Source organism: Flavobacterium gyeonganense, from assembly GCF_029625295.1.
Classification (GTDB): domain Bacteria; phylum Bacteroidota; class Bacteroidia; order Flavobacteriales; family Flavobacteriaceae; genus Flavobacterium; species Flavobacterium gyeonganense.
Window position 1 is genome coordinate 3,868,846 of record NZ_CP121112.1, and the last position, 19,492, is coordinate 3,888,337.

The 19,492-nt window shown below is 33.8% G+C and carries 17 protein-coding genes and 2 pseudogenes; 8 read left to right on the forward strand and 11 right to left on the reverse strand.

All coding sequences use genetic code 11. The features are described from left to right. Positions 1-193: 193 nt before the first annotated feature. The 8 genes and pseudogenes from P5P89_RS16640 (at position 194) to P5P89_RS16675 (ending at position 8,814) form a co-directional block, all read left to right on the forward strand. Positions 194-2,590, forward strand: coding sequence for a heavy metal translocating P-type ATPase (locus tag P5P89_RS16640; RefSeq protein WP_278009332.1), 2,397 nt, complete (start codon positions 194-196; stop codon positions 2,588-2,590). 107 nt (positions 2,591-2,697) lie between these two features. Continuing rightward, positions 2,698-2,889, forward strand: coding sequence for a cbb3-type cytochrome oxidase assembly protein CcoS (ccoS, locus tag P5P89_RS16645; protein ID WP_031454816.1), 192 nt, complete (start codon positions 2,698-2,700; stop codon positions 2,887-2,889). Between the two features lie 2 nt (positions 2,890-2,891). Next, positions 2,892-5,078 carry a cytochrome-c oxidase, cbb3-type subunit I gene (gene ccoN / locus P5P89_RS16650; protein ID WP_278009333.1) on the forward strand — a complete coding sequence of 729 codons (2,187 nt, stop codon included), beginning with the start codon at positions 2,892-2,894 and terminating at the stop codon, positions 5,076-5,078. A gap of 7 nt (positions 5,079-5,085) precedes the next feature. Beyond that, positions 5,086-5,280: a CcoQ/FixQ family Cbb3-type cytochrome c oxidase assembly chaperone gene (locus P5P89_RS16655; protein ID WP_278009334.1), complete on the forward strand. Its 195-nt coding sequence runs from the start codon at positions 5,086-5,088 to the stop codon at positions 5,278-5,280. A gap of 1 nt (position 5,281) precedes the next feature. Further along, a complete protein-coding gene (locus P5P89_RS16660; protein WP_278009335.1) occupies positions 5,282-6,223 on the forward strand; it encodes a cbb3-type cytochrome c oxidase N-terminal domain-containing protein in 942 nt (313 codons plus the stop codon). A gap of 5 nt (positions 6,224-6,228) precedes the next feature. Beyond that, the gene (gene ccoG / locus P5P89_RS16665; RefSeq protein ID WP_278009336.1) at positions 6,229-7,647 is read left to right on the forward strand and encodes a cytochrome c oxidase accessory protein CcoG; all 1,419 of its coding nucleotides are present in this window, start codon (positions 6,229-6,231) and stop codon (positions 7,645-7,647) included. An 11-nt stretch (positions 7,648-7,658) separates the two neighbouring features. Beyond that, positions 7,659-8,108: a FixH family protein gene (locus P5P89_RS16670; protein WP_278009337.1), complete on the forward strand. Its 450-nt coding sequence runs from the start codon at positions 7,659-7,661 to the stop codon at positions 8,106-8,108. A 5-nt stretch (positions 8,109-8,113) separates the two neighbouring features. Then, a pseudogene (locus P5P89_RS16675) lies at positions 8,114-8,814 on the forward strand (sulfite exporter TauE/SafE family protein). 54 nt (positions 8,815-8,868) lie between these two features. Here P5P89_RS16675 and P5P89_RS16680 read toward each other — a convergent pair. From P5P89_RS16680 to lpxD, 11 genes and pseudogenes are all read right to left on the reverse strand, one after another. Then, complete coding sequence (locus P5P89_RS16680; protein WP_157505898.1) at positions 8,869-9,156, reverse strand: type II toxin-antitoxin system RelE/ParE family toxin; 288 nt, start codon at positions 9,154-9,156, stop codon at positions 8,869-8,871. After that, a complete protein-coding gene (locus tag P5P89_RS16685; RefSeq protein WP_031454809.1) occupies positions 9,157-9,396 on the reverse strand; it encodes a hypothetical protein in 240 nt (79 codons plus the stop codon). It abuts the gene before it with no gap. Positions 9,397-9,477: 81 nt separating this feature from the next. Next, a complete protein-coding gene (locus P5P89_RS16690) occupies positions 9,478-9,717 on the reverse strand; it encodes a hypothetical protein (RefSeq protein ID WP_167343423.1) in 240 nt (79 codons plus the stop codon). A gap of 235 nt (positions 9,718-9,952) precedes the next feature. Beyond that, a complete protein-coding gene (locus tag P5P89_RS16695) occupies positions 9,953-10,363 on the reverse strand; it encodes a hypothetical protein (RefSeq protein ID WP_157505893.1) in 411 nt (136 codons plus the stop codon). 455 nt (positions 10,364-10,818) lie between these two features. Beyond that, positions 10,819-13,149 (reverse strand): hypothetical protein, encoded by a 2,331-nt coding sequence (locus P5P89_RS16700; protein ID WP_031454806.1) that lies wholly within the window; start codon positions 13,147-13,149, stop codon positions 10,819-10,821. Between the two features lie 307 nt (positions 13,150-13,456). Next, positions 13,457-14,820, reverse strand: a pseudogene (gene hemN / locus P5P89_RS16705) (oxygen-independent coproporphyrinogen III oxidase). A gap of 118 nt (positions 14,821-14,938) precedes the next feature. Next, positions 14,939-15,415, reverse strand: a complete 477-nt coding sequence (locus P5P89_RS16710) for a hypothetical protein (RefSeq protein WP_278009338.1) — start codon at positions 15,413-15,415, stop codon at positions 14,939-14,941. Positions 15,416-15,516: 101 nt separating this feature from the next. Next, entirely contained in the window at positions 15,517-15,864 is a 348-nt protein-coding gene (locus P5P89_RS16715; RefSeq protein WP_278009339.1) for a hypothetical protein, read from the reverse strand. A 102-nt stretch (positions 15,865-15,966) separates the two neighbouring features. Then, the gene (locus tag P5P89_RS16720; protein ID WP_278009340.1) at positions 15,967-16,389 is read right to left on the reverse strand and encodes a DoxX family protein; all 423 of its coding nucleotides are present in this window, start codon (positions 16,387-16,389) and stop codon (positions 15,967-15,969) included. A gap of 119 nt (positions 16,390-16,508) precedes the next feature. Continuing rightward, the gene (locus tag P5P89_RS16725) at positions 16,509-18,137 is read right to left on the reverse strand and encodes an acyl-CoA carboxylase subunit beta (RefSeq protein WP_278009341.1); all 1,629 of its coding nucleotides are present in this window, start codon (positions 18,135-18,137) and stop codon (positions 16,509-16,511) included. 135 nt (positions 18,138-18,272) lie between these two features. Beyond that, positions 18,273-19,271, reverse strand: a complete 999-nt coding sequence (gene lpxD, locus P5P89_RS16730) for a UDP-3-O-(3-hydroxymyristoyl)glucosamine N-acyltransferase (protein WP_278009342.1) — start codon at positions 19,269-19,271, stop codon at positions 18,273-18,275. Positions 19,272-19,492: the final 221 nt, after the last annotated feature.

Genomic DNA, 19,492 nt, shown 5'->3' on the forward strand with positions numbered 1-19,492 from the left:
ATTTACTGCAAAATTAACCAATAATCGCTTTGGTAGGTTAAATTATTTTGAAAAAAGACAGATAAAATCTCTTATTAAAGTTTTGCTATTTTATTTTCTGAAATTTAAAAATCAATTTCATTTTAATATGATAAATGTCATATTAATAGAGGCTTATTATTTTGAATATTTGCTGCGATAAAAGAAAAAAATTATGAGCGGGCAGAGTTGTTTTCATTGTGGACTTACAATTCCTAAAAATGAGGTGATCAATTTTGATGAAAAAAAATTTTGTTGTACGGGCTGTAAAACAGTTTACGAAATTTTTAGCCTTAATGATCTAACCTGCTATTATGATTTTGAAAAATCGCCAGGTGCTACTCCGCAGGACATTAAGGGAAAATATGACTTTTTAGACAATGAAGTCATCATCTCTAAAGTTTTGGAATTTCAGGAAGGCTATACTTCAATTGTGTCCTTAAATATTCCGTATATTCACTGCAGTTCATGTATCTGGCTGCTTGAAAACCTTAATCGTTTGCAGCCTGGAATCAGTATGTCGCAGGTTAATTTTCCTGAGAAAAAAGTTAGAATTACGTTTAACTCTGAAACAGTTTCTTTAAAATCAATTGTCTATTTGTTAAGTTCAATTGGTTACGAACCTTATATCAGTTTAGAAAATTACGAAACAGGAAAAACAAAGGTTGACAGAAGTCTGACTTATAAATTAGGTGTTGCTTTTTTCTGTTTTGGAAATATAATGCTATTGTCGTTTCCGGAATATTTTGAGATGAAGGAATTTTGGCTGGATAGTTATAAACCCTTCTTCAGACTTTTGATTTTTCTTTTGGCATTGCCAAGTTTCCTCTATTCTGCGAGCGGTTATTACATTTCGGCGTATCACAGTATTAAAACGAAGATGCTAAATATTGATATTCCGATTGCACTGGGAATTATAGTGATGTTTATTCGCAGTTCTTACGATATGCTAATGGATCATGGACCGGGATTTTTTGATAGTCTGGCGAGTCTCGTTTTCTTTATGCTGCTCGGTAAAATGTTCCAGACCAAAACCTATAGTTTTCTGAGTTTTGAAAGAGATTTTAAATCGTATTTTCCAATTGCAGTTACCCGAATCAATCCCAATACATCTGAAGAAAGTGTCCCGATTTATGATGTTTTAAAAGGAGACAGGTTATTAATCCGAAATCAGGAGTTAATTCCGGTTGATGGAATTCTGATTAGCGAAAAAGCAGAAATAGATTATAGTTTCGTTACCGGAGAAGCAGTTCCGATTACTAAAAAATCTGGTGACAAAGTTTTTGCCGGTGGAAAACAAATTGGAAAAGTAATTGAAATGGAAGTGCTGCATTCGGTTTCACAAAGTTATCTAACACAGCTTTGGAGTAATGAAATTTTTCAGAAAAAAGTAGATCAAAAGCATAAAACCATAACAGATGCAATAAGCCGGTATTTCACCCCAATCTTGCTGCTTATTGCATTTGCTGGTTTTGGTTACTGGATATTTATTGATACAAATACCGCTTTTAATGTTTTTACAGCGGTTTTAATTGTCGCCTGCCCTTGTGCACTGGCACTTACGGCTCCGTTTACTTTTGGTAACATTCTCAGAATTATGGGAAAACAAAAAATGTATCTTAAAAATGCTTTGGTGATTGAACAGCTGGCAAAAGTTGATACCATTGTTTTTGACAAGACCGGAACCATTACGACTAACAAAAAATCTAATATAGTGTACGAAGGAAATTTGCTTTCTGATGAAAATTACATACTGATTAAAAATGTGCTTCGGGCTTCTAATCATCCTTTGAGCAGAATGTTATATGATTTTCTGCCGGAAGTAAAAAGAATTAAAATTGATGCATTTGAAGAAATTACCGGAAAAGGTATTTTTGCTTCTTTTAAAAATAAAACAATCAAAATTGGTTCAGCTTCTTTTGTTGAAAGTACTAATAATACTGATGAAATAGAAAAAACAGCCCTTCATATTAACATTGACGGGATATATTACGGACGATTTAATTTCCAGAATCAGTATAGAGATGGTCTCAGAACGTTATTTAATACTTTGAATAAAAATTATGAAATAAAAGTTCTTTCCGGTGATAATGATGGAGAAAGAGCCAATCTGGAAACTATTCTGCCAAAAGGTATCGAACTTATCTTTAATCAGAAACCGGAACAGAAGCTGGAGTTCATTCGCAAACTACAGGAAAAAGGACAAAATGTAATGATGGTAGGAGATGGGCTGAATGATGCCGGTGCTTTAGCCCAGAGTAACGTTGGGATTTCTATTTCAGAGAATGTCAATGTATTTTCTCCGGCTTGCGACGCAATTCTGGATGCCGGTGAATTTTCGCGACTGAATTACTTCTTAAAATTATCTCATAAATCGATTATGATTATCAAAATGAGTTTTGGTTTATCGCTTATTTATAACGTAGTCGGACTTTTATTTGCTGTTACAGGTAATCTGCTTCCGCTGGTTGCTGCGATTATTATGCCTTTAAGTACAATTACGATTGTAAGTTTTGTGACTTTGATGTCTAACTATTTTAGCAGTAATAAGTTAGGTTTGGATAAGGAGTAGGTTTTACATCGTCTGCTTATGAATTTAACATAAGTATTTGACTATGATAAATATCATATTTTATCAGGTATCAAGGCTATAATTTTGTTAGTATAAATTTTAAGGATATGAGTGTTATTTATCTATTAATTTCAGTAAGTATTTTTGTTGCAATCTGTTTTTTTATTGCCTTTATAGCGGCTGTCAAATCCGGACAGTACGACGATGATTACACACCCTCGGTAAGAATCCTCTTTGATGATGAAACCAAAATTACCTCTCAAAATAATAATTTACCAATAGAAGAAAAACAAGTTTAATTATGGAAATGGAACAATTTTACTACGATAACAAAATCGTAAAAAAATTCATTTATGCCACCATCCTTTTTGGAGTAGTGGGTATGTTAGTGGGGCTGACCCTGGCGGTTATGTACCTTTTTCCCAACATGACCGATGGGATTTCGTGGCTTAGTTATGGCCGTTTAAGGCCTTTGCATACCAACGCTGTAATTTTTGCTTTTGTTGGGAATGCCTTTTTTGCGGGAATGTATTATTCGCTGCAAAGATTACTGAAAGCCAGAATGTTCAGTGACTTTTTAAGTAATCTGCATTTCTGGGGATGGCAGCTTATTATTGTTGCTGCAGCCATTACATTGCCATTAGGATACACTTCTTCGAAAGAATATGCCGAACTGGAATGGCCTATTGATATTACAATTGCATTAATCTGGGTCGTAATGGGAATCAATATGATAGGTACAATGATTCGTCGTAGAGAGCGCCATTTGTATGTAGCTATCTGGTTTTACATTGCGACATTCGTTACAGTTGCCGTTTTGCATATTTTCAATAATATAGAAATTCCGGTTTCAGGATTAAAAAGTTACTCTGTATATGCTGGTGTTCAGGATGCCTTGGTGCAATGGTGGTACGGACATAATGCAGTGGCGTTTTTCTTAACCACTCCATTCTTAGGATTGATGTATTATTTTATTCCTAAAGTAGCCAATAGACCGGTTTATTCTTATCGATTGTCGATCATTCACTTTTGGTCATTGATTTTCATCTATATCTGGGCAGGACCGCACCATTTATTATATTCTGCTTTGCCAAACTGGGCACAGAATTTGGGTGTAGCATTTTCAGTTATGCTGATAGCGCCGTCCTGGGGAGGTATGATCAACGGATTATTAACCTTAAGAGGTGCCTGGGATAAAGTTCGTGTAGAGCCGGTATTGAAATTCTTTGTAGTAGCAATTACAGGGTACGGAATGGCAACTTTTGAAGGACCAATGCTTTCTTTTAAAAATGTAAACGCTATTGCACATTATACAGACTGGATCGTAGCGCACGTACACGTAGGGGCTTTAGCCTGGAACGGATTTATGTCTTTCGGTATTATTTACTGGCTGATTCCACGAATGACAAAAAGCACATTATTCTCAACAAAATTAGCCAATTTCCATTTCTGGATTGGAACTTTGGGGATTATCTTGTATGCTTTACCAATGTATGTTGCAGGTTTCCAGCAGGCATCGATGTGGAAACAATTTAATCCGGATGGTACTTTGACTTATGGAAACTTCCTTGAAACTGTTACAGCCATTATGCCATTGTATTGGATGAGAGCTATCGGTGGTAGTTTATATCTAATCGGAATGCTGACGCTGGTTTACAATATCATCATGACTGTCAGAGCTGGACAGCCTGTAGAAGACGAATTAGCTCAGGCTCCTGCATTGCAGACCATTAAAAGCGGCAGAATTAGTGGAGAAAAATTCCACTCATGGTTAGAAAGAAAACCGATCCAATTATCAATTTTAGCAACTATTGCGATTTTAATTGGAGGTATTATTCAGATTGTACCAACGATTATGGTAAAATCGAATATTCCAACCATTTCAAGTGTAAAACCATACACACCATTAGAATTAGAAGGCCGTGATTTGTACATTCGAGAAGGCTGTGTAGGCTGTCACTCACAATCAGTTCGTCCTTTTAGAAGTGAGGTAGAACGTTACGGACCACAGGCCAAAGCAGGAGAATTTGTGTACGATCATCCATTCTTATGGGGTTCAAAACGTACAGGCCCTGATTTGCAGCGAGTAGGTGGCAAGTATAATGATAACTGGCACTTTAACCATATGTGGAATCCACAGAGTACATCTGCAGGATCAATTATGCCGGGTTATAAATGGCTGTTTGATAACAAACCATTGGATATCTCCTTAATCGAAAAGAAAATGAAAGTTATGGTTTCGCTAGGAGTACCTTATTCAGAAGCAGAAGTTGCTAATGCACAAAAAACATTAAGGACTCAGGCTCTTTCAATTGAAAAAAGTTTAGAAAATGACCCTGACTATGTGAAAAGTTATGAGGATAGCAGAAAAAAAGCTGCTGCAAAAGGAGAAAAATTTGTTCCTATGAACGAAAGAGAAATTGTAGCCCTGATTGCTTACATACAAAGGCTTGGAACTGATATTAAAGTAAAAGAAACTTCAAAATAACAGCATTATGTTTGAACAGATAAAACACAATATGGAAACAATATCGGGTATAGAAATTTACCCGATTCTTTCCCTTCTGATTTTCTTCTTCTTTTTTGTAGGATTAGGTTTCTGGGTGTTTTCATACACAAAAGATAAAATCAGAGAGATGAGTCAAATTCCTCTTGAAGAGGGAAGTATTATAATTTCAAAAGATAAATAAAATGAAAAAGTTTTTTCCAGTATATGTTAGATTGCCATTGGTTTTCTTTATCGTATTTGCTTTGATGGAATATTTTATAGACTCAGGTGACAGACCTGCCTTTATCAAATATCCAATGGTTTCAGTCTTTTTATTTGTCTTTTTGTTTATTTTGATTGCTATCGAAATTACACTTCATGCTGTAAATCGCGTCATGTATCAATTATTGTCTCCGGAAGAAAAAGAAAAGCTGGCATACGAAGAAAGTCTAAGTGTACAGGAAAGTCCCTGGTTTAAGAATTTGATGCACAGACTTACACAGACAGAACCAATTGAAAAAGAAGGTGACTTGTTGATGGATCACGATTATGACGGAATCAAAGAATTAGATAATAATTTACCGCCATGGTGGGTGTATTTATTCTATATCTGTATCGTTTTTGGAGTGTTTTATGTTTTCTATTACGATGTTTTTGGTGGAGATAATCAGGAAATGGAATTGAAAAAAGAAATGGCTCAGGCAAAAATTGAGGTAGAAGAATATCTTAAAACCGCTCAGGATCTGATGGACGAAAAAACAGTAGTTCTGCTTACAGATGAAGCAAGTTTAGCTGCCGGAAAAGAAATTTTTACCACTAATTGTGCGGCCTGTCACAGGGCAGACGCAGGAGGGCAGATTGGTCCTAACTTAACAGATGATAAATGGATTTTGGGTGGTGGAATTAAAAATGTATTCCACACCATAACAAACGGAGGTCGCGACGGAAAAGGGATGGTTTCCTGGAAAACGAATGGTATGAAACCAAAAGAAATTCAAAAAGTGGCAAGTTATATTTTGTCTTTACAGGGAAGTAACCCAAAAGATGCAAAAGAAGCTGAAGGAGAAGTTTGGATAGACGATAGTGCTCCAAAAAAAGATGCCGCAGCCAATAAAACAACAGATAGTACAGCAGTTAAAAAATAATTATCATGTCAAATTTACCAGACGAAGCTTTTAGAGATACCATCGGAACTATTGATGAAGGCGGAAAAAGAAAATTTATTTTTCCTAAAAAACCGTCTGGTAAGTTTTATGAGTATCGTAAAATAGTCAGTTATGTTTTATTGGCGATTCTAATTGCTAATCCGTTTATAAAAGTTAACGGAAACCAGTTTATGATGTTCAATATCGTTGAACGTCGTTTTAATATTTTTGGATTCCCTTTCTGGCCGCAGGATTTTTATCTTTTTGTGATTTCCATGCTCGTTGGGGTTGTGTTTGTAATTCTTTTTACGGTTGTTTTCGGAAGGATATTTTGCGGATGGATTTGTCCTCAGACGATTTTCCTCGAAATGGTTTTCCGCCGAATTGAATACTGGATAGATGGAGACCGTGGAGCACAATCCCGTTTAGCAAGACAGGAATGGAACGCAGAGAAAATCCGAAAAAGACTCACTAAATGGATAATTTTCTTTTTAATTTCCTTTGGCATAGCCAATGTTTTTCTGGCGTATTTGGTTGGCAGTGATACCTTGTTCTTAATGATAGAGCAGGGACCGATTGAACAAGCAGGTAATTTTACTGCCCTGCTTATTTTTACCGGTGTTTTCTATTTTGTTTTTGTATGGTTTCGCGAACAGGTTTGTATTATCGCCTGTCCGTACGGAAGATTACAAGGGGTGCTTTTAGACAATAAATCCATAAATGTAGCCTATGATTTTGTTCGGGGAGAAAAAGAACAGGGCCGTGCCAAATTCAATAAAAAAGAAGACCGGGCATTAACCGGAAAAGGCGATTGTATCGATTGCCATCAATGTGTGCACGTTTGCCCAATGGGAATCGACATTCGAAACGGAACCCAATTAGAATGTACCAATTGTACAGCCTGTATCGATGAATGCGATTCGATTATGGATTCAGTGGGTCTGCCAAAAGGATTGATTCGTTATGCATCTGAAGATGAAATAGAGAAAAAAGAGCCTTTCAAATTCACAACCCGAATGAAAGGATACACAGCAGTCTTATTTATTCTGTTGAGTGTTTTTGTTGGAATGTTGTTTTTAAGAACTAATGTTGAAGCGATTATTTTACGTTTGCCTGGACAGCTTTTTCAGCATAAAGGCGATAAAATCAGTAACGTTTATACGTATAAAATCGTAAACAAGACTATGAAAGATTACAGCGATATTCATTTTGAATTGATTGATCAGAAAGGCGAAATCAGCAAGGTGGGAGAACAGCATTTTAAAGTAGCAAAAGAAGGCATTTCGCAGGGAACCTTATTCATAGAAATCAATGAAGTCCTTTTGGAAAGTGATAAAACCAAAGTTAAAATTGGGGTTTATAATGGAAAAGAATTACTCGAAACTACCACAACAAATTTTTTAGGACCACGAAGTTTTAATTAAAAGATTTAATCATGAAAATAAATTGGGGAACAGGAATTGTCATAGCATTCGGATTGTTTATGACCTTTATATTATATTTTGTTTTTGAAGTGCAATCAAACAGTAAATACGACAACGATTTGGTTGTTGAAGAATATTACAAGCACGATTCGCATTTTCAGGAAGAAATGGCACGAATTCAAAACGCACATGATTTACAGTACAAACCTTCGATTAAGTATGTGGAAGACGGAGTAAAAATTACTTTTCCGGAAACTTTCGAAAGCAATAAACTAAAAGGAAACGTTCTGCTATATCGTCCTTCAAACAAAAAGTTTGATTTCAATACTCAGATTGCCCTGACCAATTCATCTTTGCTTATTCCGCAGAAGAAATTGGTAAAAGGACGCTGGGATGTCAACATGGAATGGCAGTATGAAGGCAAAAAATACTTGACCAAAGAAGTTATCTACGTAAATTAATAAAAATGTTATTTTCAGCTTTCATATTAGGACTTATCAGCAGTTTGCATTGCGTTGGGATGTGTGGTCCCATTGCGATGATGCTTCCGGTTGATCATCAAAATGAAGCTAAAAAAGTAAAGCAGATTATTACGTATCATCTGGGAAGATTAACAGCCTACTCCACAATCGGACTGATTTTCGGATTATTGGGAAGAGGTTTTTCCTGGCCGGATTACAACAGAAAATGTCCATTTTTATTGGTCTGGCGATGATTGCTGCAGTTTTGATTCCGGAAAGAATCTTTTCAAAATACAATTTCTCAAAACCGGTTTATAAAGTGATTTCAAATATAAAATCGACTTTAGGGAAACAGTTCAAAAACAAAAGTTACAAATCTCTTTTTACCATTGGATTATTAAACGGTTTCCTGCCCTGCGGAATGGTATATGTGGCTTTATTTGGAGCCATAGCGATGCAGAGTGCCGGTTTTGGAGTTTTGTACATGCTCTTGTTCGGATTAGGAACTATACCCTTAATGACAATTGTAGTTTACATTCATTCTTTACTGAAACTGCCCTTTCGAAATAAAATTCAAAAAGTAATTCCTTATGTAGCTGTTGTAATTGGAGTTTTATTTATTCTCAGAGGTTTAGGATTGGGAATTCCGTATGTTTCTCCATCTAATATGAGTTTGTTTGTACAGGGGAGTCCAGATTGTCATTAGGCTAATATTGAATTTATATCAATTTGTTCCACAGTTACTTGTTTCTGGGTAAGGTCACTTTAACCTTCTTTTCGTAGGGTTTTGTCTATTAGAAAAAAATGAGATTATTTCAACTTGATTATTCTGAAATCTATAATAAAGTGTATTATGATTTAATATTATAACCCTTCGAATACCTTTTTTGACATCAGAGATTTGGAATAAATTTGGATTTTCTGAAATGAAGCTTAATGTTTCCTCAATTTTAATAGCGAGATGATGTAATTCTTTCTCGGTCCAGTTCTCTTCTAAGTATTCAATTGTTTTTTCTAATTCCTTTAGAGCAAAGTCTGTCCAAAGTATTTATAGCCATTTTTCATATAGCTTTCTTGCGCTTGAATGAGAACTTAATTTTCCGGAATTAGCATCATTCAGGCCTTGCTCGATAGATTCTTTTTCACTCTCAGAAATGGAATCCCACCAATCTTTCGATTCATTATTTCTCAAAGCAATAATTTTTTCTATAATCGTTGAATCCTCCAGTGTAGAAAGCCATTGGATTAATTCCAATTTTTTGTTCTGTATGTTCAATTCAAGTTTCATAATCTGAAATTTTAATATTCAAAAGTACAAAATAGTTGAGATGTTTCTTGAGATGCTTTGTTAATTTCAACAGTTTTTTAGTTAATCTTCGTTTCTAGCGTAAACAAGATAAAAATGTTCTTTTGATTTCCATATATCATTTAATATACCTTGCTGTGAAACAAAGTAATTGTAGTTGGTATTTTGAAAGTAAAGATCGCCGTCAAGTTCACCCGTTATTTCAATAAGCAATTGAATTTCATTTTCTGATGGATCTTTTTCAAATATAACATTTAGGGTATAATTATGATCGGTATTTTTCGTGATGAAAATATATCGCATATTACTAGTTATGTGAAACAAAAGTGCACGAACTATATATGGTAAAAGTTCAGTTTCTAAAATCATATTCTTTTTAAGATAGGTTAGCAGAATCTTGATAAGATTGCAGAAATGTCTCGCAGGCTTTGTGACAGCCGGAAGATTTAGTCCCCAAACCATTCTGTTCAAGACTACCGTCAAATATACAAAAAGATCATTCCATTGTTACTAAAACCCTGTTTGTACAAAACTGCTGTTAGTTGAAGGTTATTTTGTCAAATTGTTCTTTTAGGTTTAATATAGCGTCTGAAGGAACTATAGTTTTATAAATGTTTGTAATATTTCCACTTGTAACTTCTTTGTCTATTAATTTAATTATTTCAAATTCTTCGTCACTCCACATTTGTTTAAACCAGTTTTTATTAATAAGAATTAAAGAAAGCCAATCGTCTTTCCATGTTTCCTTATACCAAGGATGACCTGCTCGATCAATTTTATTAATTAAGTCCAAAATCCTTGATTTTAATATTTTTTCCATCTCTTTATCAAGTCCATCAATAAATATAGTTTCCAGTGTAATTTTTTTGAAAGTGACAATATTGGATATAGATTGTTTTTTAGAAACGCGGTTTATTTGACCTATCCATCCATCACTTAAGTATTTCATTCTGTACTTTGTTGATAGTATCTTTTTGAATGAGTTAATAAAATTGCATTTGTTTTTTCGTGCAATCGTATAACCTGTAATAAAACTATGAACATTATTGATGTCAATTGGATTTATATACATCCCAGTTCTTGTCACGAAATGGATTAATAGCAATTTATCCTTCTTTGTCATTTTGTTGCGTAATTTTTGGATTAAGTTGCACCTAATTTATTTATATACGAAATAAACATTCAATCTGGTGTTCGTTTGCAACGAGTACCTGCTTTACTTTATAGAAACTAAATAAAGCGTTTGCAACGCGGCTGTTTACATGGATTCCCTACAAATTTATAATGAACTTTTGGTTTAATAACCGCATTACAAATGCTACAATTTATCTTTTAATTTATGTAGGCACTCGTTGCAAACGAGTACCAGAGGGATAGCTACAATTGTGATTAGTATAAATTCTCTTATTTAGGTAATTCCGGTTTTGTGTGAATTAAGTTAAAATCATTTTCAAAAACTTGTTCATAAGGTTTTAGGATTTTCTTCTTATTGTCACTCAAACCAAATGTTCCAATCCAGTGTAAACCCATTTTAACTTTATCTTTGTCTGCTAAATATGTTCTAAATAATAGTTCCCAACCTGCGAGCATAGCTAAAATTATAATTAAAATAACTAAATTAATTTCAGAATAGCCATTGGATTCAATATAAGTTTTAAGTTCGGAATAATATCGAACAATTACTGGTGTTAGCATTGATCCACACAATAAAACTACGGAAGGTCTTATGCAATATTTGGATGCAGAAATATAATCCAAGCGTTTGTTATTAAGATGAGATTTTATATAGTCATCTTTTTTATTTTTCCATTCATCTAAGTCTTTTAAGAATTTATTTTCTAATCTCTGTCTTTCCAAATCTTTAGCAGTTTCTGCAAGTTTGGAATTTAATGATTCAATTTCTGTGTTTTTTGAAGATACCTCTTCAATTGCTAAAGTTTTTTCAGTTTGAAGACTTTCATTTTCTTTTTTAAAATTCTTGATATTCTGTTCTGCCCTTATTTTTTTAGTTTCCAGAATTTCTTTTTCAATTTTGACGGATTTTATGTTTTGTAGTACTTCTTCATTTTTTTGAACTAAAATTTGGTTTTCAATTGCTATATGACTTTCAATTATTTCAGCTTGCTTATCATAGTCATCGTTAGCTTTTTCTAATTTATCTAATAATACTTGATCTCTTAAAATGTTAACTTTTGTTTCAAAAGAAGTTGCATGATAGTTATCATTAATTATTTGGAGCGCTTTTGAGCGTGTTGTTGAATAATCAATTTCAAATGACCTAAATTCTGGTATGGAAAATGTATCAATAAATCTTTTATTTGCGGAATAGTCATTTTCTATGAATGGTCTTATCAGTTGTAAAAAAACGCTTGGATTTACAACATAATTAATTTCCCAATTTCTCTTATAATATATTCGTTCGAATTTTGCAAGAATGAAATCGGAGCTTATAAAAAAAGCATTACTTTCAAGAAATTTTGTTTTCTTAGGATTTAAGGAACGGACCTCTCTTAATGCTACAACGTCATGTTTAAATCCAGAAAATGATTTTGTTTTTCTATTTTTTACTTCCTCATAGAATTTTTGGTAAGCATCAACATCTGTTTCAATATCGACTAATTCATTTTCCGATATTTGTCGAGGATTATATTCTATTAATCCTAAATCTTTCAAAATTAAGTCGACATGTTCATATTTTTCAAGAAAAACAGCAGGATCTGTTTCATTTTCTATATTTTGTTTGTGAAACAATTCTTCCAAAGGACTTAATCCGTCAACCAAAATTGCAACTCGACTAGTTTCCCTAGTCCACTTGGCAGCTCGTATGAATAATGCACGAGCATCAAAGGCTCGTTTGAATTCAGCAAGAGTTTCAGGGTGATACATTAGTTTAAATGGCAAACGATTTTTTTTAACTTCATCTAAAATTTCTCTAGCAGACGCATCTTCACTATTTTTATGGAGATCTAATATTCCGAATATAAAATTTGTGTCAAGAAAAAGGCGTAAATTATTATAACGTTTGTGTAAAAAGTTTACTGTTTCTGCATCTGAAGTTAATGCAAAACTTGTAAAAGTTGCATCTGCTAATTGAGAAATATAATTTGCTCTAATTTCATCTGCATTAATTATAAATTGATTTATAGAAGATATCAAGATTTCTTTAGTAAATGGATTTCCATTTTCTTCTAAGATAGACTCAACAATTACTACCAAATTTTTTTGATCATCTTCATTTATAGTAATATTGGGATTTAAAAAGTTCAGGGTTTGGATACCATGTTGTTCAAAAACGTGACTTAAATATATTTTAAGGAGATTCCAAAGTTTATTTAAGCCCTCTTCTGAAATATCAGTTATGAAAATTTTAATTTCTTCAAACCATTGTAATTGTACATTTTTTTCGAGATCACTAGCATCAACTAATCTTTGTTTAAGCTTAATAGAAACAGCTTGTGTAACAAAATACTCACGAGTAGTTGCGTCACGAGTTATCTCTTCTTTGTCGAGTAATTTATCTAAATTTGAAGTTATTATACTATTTCGGATAGAAATACCGTAAACCTCTTTTATTTTTAGTTCTACTTCGCTTTCATTTTTAGGATTTTTTCCTGAAACATTATTTAATGTATGTGTGATTAAATTCTGTACTATTTGATCAAATTTTTGATCATGAGATAAAGCTTTTATATGACTTAATTTTGAAAAAACTTTTTTATAATCGATTTGCTGCATTTATTAAGGCTTGGGAATAGTTAGATTACTCAAAATTACATATTTATATTTATCATGAAAATCTTACCCAAATTTTTATTAACAGACTTTTACGCATAGAGACTATGAGCTAATTGTGCATCATTTCTTCCAATTTGCTTATTTACAAAACAAACATTCACATGTCTACCCAAATTTAGCTGTATTTAAAAAGGTTTGTTTCATATTAATTTCCCCAAATATTATCTTTTAACCTCTAAATTACCATTTCGCGTATCTTAATTATAACAAAGAATATCTATTCAAAGTAAATAAAAACCTGTCTCTTTTAAACCGTCATAGAAAACAAATTCGTCTCAGGTGATTTTCTTTTTAAATGTAAATCGAATGCCATACAGATATTGCGTACAAATGGTCTTCCGGCCTCTGTGATTCTGATTGTATTTTCTTCAATTACAATCAACTCATCGTTTTCTATTTCTTTTAAATCCAGTAAAACAGCAGGAAGTTCTTTAAAATATAAGTTTTCATCACTCCAGGAAGTTTCCAGTTCGCAAGTCAAATTCAAAATATGTTTTCTGATAATTAAATCTTCATCGGTTAAAATATGGCCTTTGATAACAGGAAGCTGATCCCATTCTAATAATTGATAATAATCTTCAAGACTTTTGGTGTTTTGGGCAAAACTATACCAGCTGTCGCTGATAGAAGAAACACCTAAACCAATCATAAGCTGCGTTTTCGAAGAGCTGTAACCCATGAAATTTCTATGCAGTTCCTTGTTTTGTGTGGCTTTGTACAAACTGTCGGATGTTAAGGCAAAATGATCCATTCCAATTTCGTGATAGCCGTTTTTAGAAAGTAATTGTTTTCCAATTTCGTATAGCTTTCTTTTTCCGCATCTTTTGGAAGGTCTTCTTCGTTAAATCCGCGCTGACCGTTTCCTTTTATCCAGGGTGTATGTGCATAGCTGTAAAATGCCAGACGATCCGGTTTTAAAGAGTTCGTTTTTTCAACAGTATCTACCACATCTTCAATGGTCTGAAATGGCAAACCAAATATAATATCGTGACCGATTGAAGTATAACCAATTTCTTTGGCCCAAAAAGTAACTTTGGCAACATTATGAAAAGGCTGAATGCGATGAATAGCTTTCTGAACTTTTTCAGCATAATCCTGAACGCCAAAACTCACTCTGCGAAACCCTAAATCATATAATTTTTTAAGCTGATCGTAAGTTGTGTTATTGGGATGTCCTTCAAAACTAAATTCATGCTTTTCAGCTTTAAATGCAAAAGAAAAAATACCATTTATGAGCTGTTCTAAATTATTTTTAGAAAAGAATGTTGGAGTTCCGCCGCCCAGATGAATTTCCTTTATGATTGGTTTTTCAGGAAGAAGTCTGCAGTATAAACTCCATTCTTTCAAAAGTGCTTTAATATAGGTTTCTTCGACAGCATGATTTTTTGTAATTCGTTTATTGCATCCGCAAAAAGTACACATGCTTTCACAAAAAGGCAGATGAATGTATAAACTGATTCCGTTTTGTGAATTGCTTTCTGAAAAGGCTTTTTGAAAGGATGCTGTCCATTTTTCGGTTGAAAAACTGGTTTCATCCCAATAAGGAACTGTTGGATAACTAGTGTATCTTGGTCCAGGGACATTGTATTTCTGAGTCAATGAAATTTCCATAACAAGGCATTTTAGAATACCAAAATTACTTCGTCATTTGAAAGATTAAAATGATAAATATCATATTGACCCTAAATAAAAAGAGACTCATAATGAGCCTCTTTTCTGAATTAAATAACTAACGTGAAATAGAATCCTGGATGATTTTAAGCCATTTTTTTGCAAACATATGATCCTGGTAAACGCTTATTTGTTTGATGCGGTCATCATCAAAATCATAGAATGGTATTGTAATTTTTTTATCCGTTTCCTTTTCCTGAAATTCAAAATCGATTTTGAGAATAGTATCTGAATTCCCATCAGTAGTCAAAACCAGTTTACAGGAAGAAACACTTCTTAAATCCACATAAGTTGATTCCTGTTGATTCGGATTGAAATTCATCAGAATGAATTTCCGGTGTTTTTGATCTATAGTGAGTGTTTTATTACTTTGAGATTCAGTCAAATCAAAATCCTGCGGATGTGTTGGATTGAATTTCTTTTTAATGTTAAGGATTTTTGATTTGTTCGCAGCGCTCGATCGTGCTGAAAAATAGATTGGGATGGCTACTATGATTGCAATCACAATACCCATTATGGTTACGCTTGTTTCCATGTTTTTTGAATTAGATAAATAAATGAATTATAAACAACTTATAGATAGCTGCTTATTGTTTTTAGAAGAATGAATTCTTCAAATTAAAATTCATGTATTTACTACCAGAAAAAGTGGAAGGGATAGAGCATCAGGAAGACCTTTTTACTCTGGGTAAAAAATTGATTAGAAAAGTTTGAAGCTGATTTTATTACCTGATAATGTGGTAAAACAACCAACAATGAGTCAAACCATTTGATTATAGCAGGATAGCTTGTTTTGATATTGGCAGCAAACTGATAATTTGACTGTGGTTGTATAAAAGCCAGGGAATCTGTATAATCTTTAGAAAAATTGGTGTCCGTTTTTTGACTTTCGATTTGTTGCACAGAAATTTGGTTTGCCTGAGCGGCAAAAAATCCCATGATCAAAAGAGATATAAAAATAACAGTCTTACGAATCCAATTCATGGTGGCGAATTTAATTCATAAAACACAATTAACGAAATTTAAATTGCTAATTACTTCTTAAAAGTTATCCTCAACTTTTATTCAGTTGAGGATATAGATATGTTATTGCTGCATTTTGAAGTAATAATCGGCTGAATGTTTTCCTCCGCCATAGAATAGGAAGAATATACAAAGTAATAATATTACTATAGCTAAAATCAAACTTTCGGAATGCATACGCCCCATAAAATTTACAATTACGGCACCAAATAATATAGGTAACTGAGCTGCAATTGCCCAGCGGGTCAGCAATCCAAAAACAATCATTATCCCCCCAATCATATGGGCTGGCGCGATATAATGTAAAAGAAACATGCCGCCTCCATACTGATCAACAGGAGAAATTAAATCATGTAAATATTGAGCGTTGGTTACAAACGAAACTCCTTTCATGAATAAAAAAACACCCAATACAATACGTACTAAATCCAATGGTAAATAAGTATGCGCATTGGCCCACTTATTCAAACTTTTTACATTTTCCATGATACTACATAATTAAAAGTTGTACACTAAGTTACAAAATTTTAACGATATTTTTGTTTTAAGTATCTGAAAATAAGTATTTTGGTTTTTTATGCTGGTTGTTTTATGGATTTCAAAACTTACACCTGAATAACACCTAAATTAAATGGTTTTTGAATAGGGGCGTGATTGGCAGCTTCGATTCCCATAGAAATCCAGGTCCGCGTTTCTAACGGATCAATGATAGCGTCTGTCCATAACCTTGAAGCGGCGTAGTAGGGTGAAGTCTGCTCATCGTAACGTGCTTTTATTTTGTTGAATAATTCAGCTTCTTTCGCTTCGTCTACGGTTTCTCCTTTCGCTTTAAGCGAAGAAGCTTCAATTTGAGCCAATACTTTTGCAGCCTGAGTTCCACCCATAACGGCCAGTTCTGCGCTTGGCCAGGCAAAAATTAATCTTGGGTCATAAGCTTTGCCACACATGGCGTAATTTCCTGCTCCGTATGAATTTCCGACAATAACAGTAAATTTTGGTACAACTGAATTACTAACGGCATTGACCATTTTTGCGCCATCTTTTATGATTCCGCCATGCTCAGATTTAGATCCGACCATGAAACCTGTAACATCCTGCAAAAATACTAATGGGATTTTCTTTTGATTGCAATTGGCTATGAATCGTGTGGCTTTATCAGCACTATCCGAGTAAATTACACCGCCAAACTGCATTTCTCCTTTTTTTGTTTTTACTACTTTTCTTTGATTCGCAATAATTCCAACAGCCCAGCCGTCAATTCGGGCATAGCCTGTAATTAGAGATTGTCCATAGCCGTCTTTGTAAGCTTCAAATTCAGAATTGTCTACTAAACGATTGATGATTTCCATCATATCATATTGCTCATTTCTGGCTTTTGGCAGGATTCCGTAAATATCCTTAGGTTCTAAAGCCGGTTTTTCAGCTTTGATTCTGCTAAAACCAGCTTTATCGTAGTCACCAATTTTATCTACAATATTTTTGATTTTATCTAAGGCGTCTTTATCATCTTTTGCCTTATAATCTGTAACGCCAGAAATTTCACAGTGTGTCGTGGCGCCTCCTAAAGTTTCATTGTCAATGGTTTCTCCAATTGCCGCTTTTACGAGATAGCTTCCTGCAAGGAAAATACTCCCTGTTTTATCCACAATCAAAGCTTCATCGCTCATAATAGGGAGGTAGGCTCCTCCGGCAACACAGCTTCCCATAACGGCAGCAATTTGGGTGATTCCCATACTGCTCATTTGAGCATTATTTCTAAAAATACGTCCAAAATGTTCTTTATCCGGGAAAATTTCATCCTGCATGGGCAGATAAACCCCCGCACTGTCTACTAAATAAATAATCGGGAGTCTGTTTTCCATCGCAATTTCCTGTGCGCGTAAATTTTTCTTTCCTGTTATAGGAAACCATGCACCGGCTTTCACTGTTGCATCATTAGCTACAACAATACACTGTTTTCCTCTGATGTATCCTATTTTAACGACAACGCCTCCTGATGGGCACCCACCATGTTCTGCATACATTCCTTCACCGGCAAAACCTCCAATTTCAATACTTTTAGAATTTTCATCCAATAAATAAGCAATTCTTTCACGGGCTGTCATTTTGCCTTCGGAGTGCAATTTTTCAATTCTTTTTTCACCTCCGCCTAATTTTACTTTAGCAAATTTTTGTTTTAATTCAGAAAGTAAAAGTTTATTGTGATCTTCGTTTTTATTGAAGTTTAAATCCATGATATAATATTGATTTTACAAAATAGTGTTGGCTAATTTACAAAATAGAAGTTAATTTCGAAGGGTTACAAACACCCGTAAAGAAAAAAACAGAAGGGTCGCTTCTGTTTTTTTTATAATGTATTTAGTTTTAAATTATTTTTTAGAATCGCAAACTAATCTTTTTAAGATTGCCCATTGTTTCAAAGCATCACGGGCTTCAACAGCAGGATATCCCAGCATCGTTTTTCCTGCAGGAATATCTCCGGTAACGCCTGAACCGGCACCTACAATTGCACCGTCGCCAATGGTAGTATGATCTTTAATGGATGCACTTCCGCCAATAATAACTCCATTACCTAAAGTTACAGAACCAGCTAAACCACTGTTTCCGGCCATAATACAAAACTTGCCTAAGTTGCTGTTATGTCCAATTTGAACAAGATTATCGATTTTACAACCATCTCCCAGAACAGTTGAACTGAATTTTCCGCGGTCTACACATGAATTAGCTCCAATTTCTACTCCGTTTCCAATGATTACATTTCCGATTTGTGGAATTTTCACTAATCCTTTTTCTTTGCATGGGCGGAATCCAAAACCATCGGCACCAATGGTGGCATTTGGATGAATTATACAATCATTACCAATATGACAGCGTTCGCGAACTACAGCTCCGGACCAGATAACAGTATTTTTTCCGATTGTGCATTCATCCAAAATAGTAACATTTGGATAAATCGTAACATTAGCAGCGATTTCTACTTTTGGACCAATATAACATCCTGCTCCAATTTTACTTCCTTCACCAATAACAGCTGTTTCATCTATAACTGCTGTTCTGTGAATTTCATTATGGAATATCGGACTTGGCGGAGCAAAAAGTGCCAGAATTTGTGACATGGCGAGATCAGCATTTTTTACCTTAATAAAAGCACGATTCTTTCCTGGTTCAATAGAAATATCTTCATTAACAACTGCTATAGGGGCTTTGGAAGTCTCCCAGAATTTTTCGTATTTTTTATTTCCTATAAAAGAAATTTCAGAAGTTGTTGCTTTTTCTAATTGTTCAGTTCCGGTTATAATTTCAGAAGTGATACCGTAAATTTCACCATTTATAACTTCGTTAATTTCTTGAATTGAATAGGATTTCATTTATTGGATTAAATTGATTTAAGGATTAATTTTTGCCAAATAAAATGAATTAGATTTAAATTACCTAATCTTGTTTTGAAGTTTTTCAAATATATTTTTAATTAAAAGCTTTAAAATTATTTTTTTAACATTTAAATAAATAAATTGATAATTGTTTGGTGAATTATTAATTATGTGTTAATATTTGATTATTTAAATGCAGATAGTAAATTGAGGATTTT

Bases quoted from the DNA above. Each gene is read 5' to 3' on its own strand.
- P5P89_RS16640 (WP_278009332.1), top strand. From the start codon at position 194: ATGAGCGGGCAGAGTTGTTTTCATTGTGGACTTACAATTCCTAAAAAT.
- ccoS (WP_031454816.1), top strand. From the start codon at position 2,698: ATGAGTGTTATTTATCTATTAATTTCAGTAAGTATTTTTGTTGCAATC.
- ccoN (WP_278009333.1), top strand. From the start codon at position 2,892: ATGGAAATGGAACAATTTTACTACGATAACAAAATCGTAAAAAAATTC.
- P5P89_RS16655 (WP_278009334.1), top strand. From the start codon at position 5,086: ATGTTTGAACAGATAAAACACAATATGGAAACAATATCGGGTATAGAA.
- P5P89_RS16660 (WP_278009335.1), top strand. From the start codon at position 5,282: ATGAAAAAGTTTTTTCCAGTATATGTTAGATTGCCATTGGTTTTCTTT.
- ccoG (WP_278009336.1), top strand. From the start codon at position 6,229: ATGTCAAATTTACCAGACGAAGCTTTTAGAGATACCATCGGAACTATT.
- P5P89_RS16670 (WP_278009337.1), top strand. From the start codon at position 7,659: ATGAAAATAAATTGGGGAACAGGAATTGTCATAGCATTCGGATTGTTT.
- P5P89_RS16685 (WP_031454809.1), bottom strand. From the start codon at position 9,396: ATGAAACTTGAATTGAACATACAGAACAAAAAATTGGAATTAATCCAA.
- P5P89_RS16690 (WP_167343423.1), bottom strand. From the start codon at position 9,717: ATGCGATATATTTTCATCACGAAAAATACCGATCATAATTATACCCTA.
- P5P89_RS16695 (WP_157505893.1), bottom strand. From the start codon at position 10,363: ATGAAATACTTAAGTGATGGATGGATAGGTCAAATAAACCGCGTTTCT.
- P5P89_RS16700 (WP_031454806.1), bottom strand. From the start codon at position 13,149: ATGCAGCAAATCGATTATAAAAAAGTTTTTTCAAAATTAAGTCATATA.
- P5P89_RS16710 (WP_278009338.1), bottom strand. From the start codon at position 15,415: ATGGAAACAAGCGTAACCATAATGGGTATTGTGATTGCAATCATAGTA.
- P5P89_RS16715 (WP_278009339.1), bottom strand. From the start codon at position 15,864: ATGAATTGGATTCGTAAGACTGTTATTTTTATATCTCTTTTGATCATG.
- P5P89_RS16720 (WP_278009340.1), bottom strand. From the start codon at position 16,389: ATGGAAAATGTAAAAAGTTTGAATAAGTGGGCCAATGCGCATACTTAT.
- P5P89_RS16725 (WP_278009341.1), bottom strand. From the start codon at position 18,137: ATGGATTTAAACTTCAATAAAAACGAAGATCACAATAAACTTTTACTT.
- lpxD (WP_278009342.1), bottom strand. From the start codon at position 19,271: ATGAAATCCTATTCAATTCAAGAAATTAACGAAGTTATAAATGGTGAA.